The following is a 3,550-nucleotide window of genomic DNA, read 5'->3' on the forward strand; positions in this document are numbered from 1 at the left end:
ACAACGTGCACCGCGCGGACCTGATCGACCTGCTGGCGGCGCAACTGCCCGCTGGTGTGCTGCGCCTGGGCGTGCGCTGCGAAGGCTTCAGCCAGGACGCCGAGGGCGTCAGCCTGCGCCTGGCCACCGGCGAGGTGCTGCGCGGCGATGCGCTGATCGGCGCCGATGGCATCCATTCGCCGATACGCCGGCAACTGCACGGCGAGGACGACATCCAGTTCGCCAACATCCTCATGTGGCGCGCGCTGATCCCGGCGCAGCGCCTGCAGGGCATCGACCTGCCGGAGTGCGGCAACTACTGGGTCGGGCCGGGGCGCACGCTGATCACCTACTGGGTGCGCTCGCGGCAGCTGTACAGCGTGCTCGCCTCGGTGCCGGTGGACGAGGTGCACCGCGAATCCTGGACCGAAAGCGGCGACATCGACGACCTGCGCCGCTCCTTCAGCGGCCTGGAACCGCGCGCGCAACGGATGATGGAGCAGATCGACAGCGCCTTCGTCACCGGCATGTACTACCGCGACCCGATCGAGCGCTGGTCCTGCGGCCGGGTGACCCTGATGGGCGACGCCGCGCACCCCATGGTGCCCTTCCTCGCCCAGGGCGCCTGCCAGGGCATGGAGGACGCCTGGACCCTGGCCAGCGTGCTCGCCGAGGTCGACGGCGCCGGCGTCGCCGAGGCCCTGGCCGAGTACGAGCGGCGCCGCCGGCCGCGCACCACCCGCGTGCAGTCCGGCGCGCGGGCGATGGTCAAGCTGGTGCACGAGGCCGACCCGCAGCGCATGCGCGCCCGCGACGGGCGCTGGAAAGGCATGCAGCGCATCGACCCGATGACTGCCGCGACCTGGGGCTTCGTCTGGGACTACGACGTGATCGACGCCGTGCGGCGCCCGGCCGGCGACGTGCTCGGCCTGTCGGCCACCCGCGAGGCGAAGGCCCTGCGCCGGCCCGAGGCGCAGCGCGCCTTCGCCCTGTGGAAGGGGCTGTTCAGCCCCGAGGACGTGGCGCGCGGCCACGACGGCATGCGCGCGGCCTACGAGCGCTTCCTGCTGGAGCGGTTCCCGGCGCCGGCCGACCTGCGCGTGGACAGCCTCGAACCGGGCGGCGTGCCGGCCCTGCAGGTGCGCGCGCCGGGCGTGGCCGACGGCCCGCTGCGCATCCTGCACTTCCATGGTGGCGGCTACATGGTCGGCTCGGCGCGCGGTTCGCTGGAGTACGCCGGGCGCCTGTCGCGCAGCCTGGGCGCCGCGTGCGTCAGCGTCGACTACCGCCTGGCCCCGGAACACCCCTACCCGGCGGCGCTGGACGACGCCCTCGACGCCTATCGCGGCCTGCTGCGCAGCGGCGTGCCGGCCGGGCGCATCCTGCTCAGCGGCGAATCGGCCGGCGGCGGCCTGGCCCTGGCGTTGGCGCTGCTCCTGCGCGGCGCCGGCGAAGCGCTGCCGGCGGGTATCTTCGCGGTGTGCCCGTTCACCGACCTGGCCCTTGGCGGACCGAGCATCGCCCAGTTCAGCGGCGACGACCCGGCGGCCAACCGCGACTCGCTGGCCTACATGGCGGCGTCGTACTTCCAGGGCCACGAGCCGACCGACCCGCTGGTCTCGCCGCTGTATGGCGAGCTGGCCGGGCTGCCGCCGCTGTTCCTCAGTGCCGTGCAGGGCGAGACGCTGCTCAGCGACACCCTGCGCCTGGAGGCCCGCGCCCGCACCGCCGGGGTGCCGACCACGCTGCGCCTGGTGGAGGATTCGGTGCACGTCTACCCGCTGTTCCCGTTCCTGCCGGAAACCGCCGAGACCCTGGCGCACCTGGCCGAGTGGGCCGCCGGCATCGGTTGGCGCGCCTGAGCCCGCGCCCCTCCCGCGCAATGCGGGAGGGGCTAGCCGACCACGCGGTTGCGGCCTTCCTGCTTGGCCCGGTACAGGCGCTCGTCGGCGAGTTTGAGGACCGCCTCCGCCGTCGGCGCCTCGGGGCCCTGGCAGGCCACGCCGATCGACAGGGTGAGCCGGCCGACCTGCGGCACCTCGCTGCCGGCGAGATTCTCGCGGATGCGCTCGGCGATGGCCCGCGCGGTGTCCATCGGCGTGTCGGGAAGGATCAGGGTGAACTCCTCGCCGCCGGCGCGGCAGGCCAGGTCGCCGCTGCGCGAGTTGCGCCGGAGGATCTCGGCCACCTGCTTGAGGGCGACGTCGCCGGCGTCGTGGCCGAAGCTGTCGTTGACCCGCTTGAAGTGATCGATGTCCAGCGCCAGTACCGCATAGCCCTGCCCGGCCTCGGCCAGCAGGTCGAGCATGGCGCCCAGCGCACGGCGGTTGGCCAGCCCGGTCAGCGGGTCGCTCTGCGCCTCGCGGCTGAGCCGGCCGAGGCGCTGCTGGAACAGCTGCACGCCGGTGAGCAGCGCCTGGCGGATGGCCGAGGCGTCGTGGTACCAGGCGTGAATGTTCTGCAGGCGCTCGACGGTCTGCGGCGCCGCCAGCTGCTCGGCGGCGTCGGACAGTTGGCGTAGCGGCCGGGCGATCAGCGCCACGCCGAAGCCGATCAGCAGCAGCCCGAGCAACCCGGCCGGGAGCATGCCGACCACCATGTCGCGCATCAGCTCGGCCAGCGGCGCCAGGCTGCGCGCGCGCGGCTGCTGGGCGACCACCGCCCAGTTGGCGTCCGTCACCGGCGCGTAGCCGGCGAGCATGTCCACGCCCCTGTAGTTCGGCACCGCCAGGCTGCCGCTCTCGCCCTTCAGCGCGGCGTCCACCGTCATGCTCGCGCCCAGCACCTCGCCGATGCGCTGCGCGTCGGGATGGTAGAGCAGGCGGCGGTGGCCGTCGGCGATGAAGGCGAAGGTGCCCTCGTGGTGGAAATGGCTGCCGATCACCGCGTGCAGCGCGCTCTGCTTGCGCAGGTAGACCGAGCCGCCGACCACCCCGAGGAAGCTCCCGTCGGCGCCGAACACCGGCTGCGAGATGAACACCACCAGGTTGCCGGCGATGGAGACATAGGCCGCGCTGACCAGCGGCCGACGCTCCTTCAGGGCCTGGGTCACGCCCTCCGAGCGCAGGGTCTCGCCGACGATCTGCAGCGCGTCGGGGTAGGCCTGCAGCACCTTGCCGGTGGCGTCGACGATGGCGATGGAGTTGAAGTCGGCGTCCTGCGCCTGCAGCCGCACGGCCTCCTCGCGCAGCACGCGGGGATCGTCCCAGCGCTGGCCGAGACGGCTGGCGCTGTAGGCCAGGCGCTTGTGCGCCGAGCGGAGGAACTCGCCGATGCTGGAAGCGACCTTGGCGGCGTAGGCCGCGTTGGCCTCCAGGGTCGAGTGGATCAGCGCGTCGCGCTGCACCCGGTAGGCCACCAGCAGGCTGTTGCAGAAGGTGGCCAGCACCGAGAGCAGCACGATGATCAGGACCAGCCCGCGCAGGTCCACCGGCCAGGGGCCGCGTCGCTTCATGCGGGCCCTCGGCGCGGGCCGCTGTGCAGAGGGTGCCTGGGTCGATCCATGCGCTACTGCCTCCTGGGTTCCGTGGGGCCGCGCCAGGACGCGCGGCGCGGGCGGACGCTAAGGAGG

2 protein-coding genes are annotated in these 3,550 nt (G+C 73.3%); one reads left to right on the forward strand and one right to left on the reverse strand.

Features of this window, described 5'->3' with window-relative positions:
• On the forward strand, positions 1-1,841 hold a 1,841-nt coding region (locus P3W75_RS00950), incomplete at its 5' end, for an alpha/beta hydrolase fold domain-containing protein (protein ID WP_276225492.1).
• A 32-nt stretch (positions 1,842-1,873) separates the two neighbouring features.
• On the opposite strand, the gene P3W75_RS00955 is transcribed toward P3W75_RS00950, so the two are convergent.
• Positions 1,874-3,433: a GGDEF domain-containing protein gene (locus P3W75_RS00955; protein WP_276225493.1), complete on the reverse strand. Its 1,560-nt coding sequence runs from the start codon at positions 3,431-3,433 to the stop codon at positions 1,874-1,876.
• Positions 3,434-3,550 lie beyond the last annotated feature (117 nt).

Source organism: Pseudomonas citronellolis, from assembly GCF_029335315.1.
Taxonomy (GTDB): Bacteria; Pseudomonadota; Gammaproteobacteria; order Pseudomonadales; family Pseudomonadaceae; genus Pseudomonas; species Pseudomonas citronellolis_A.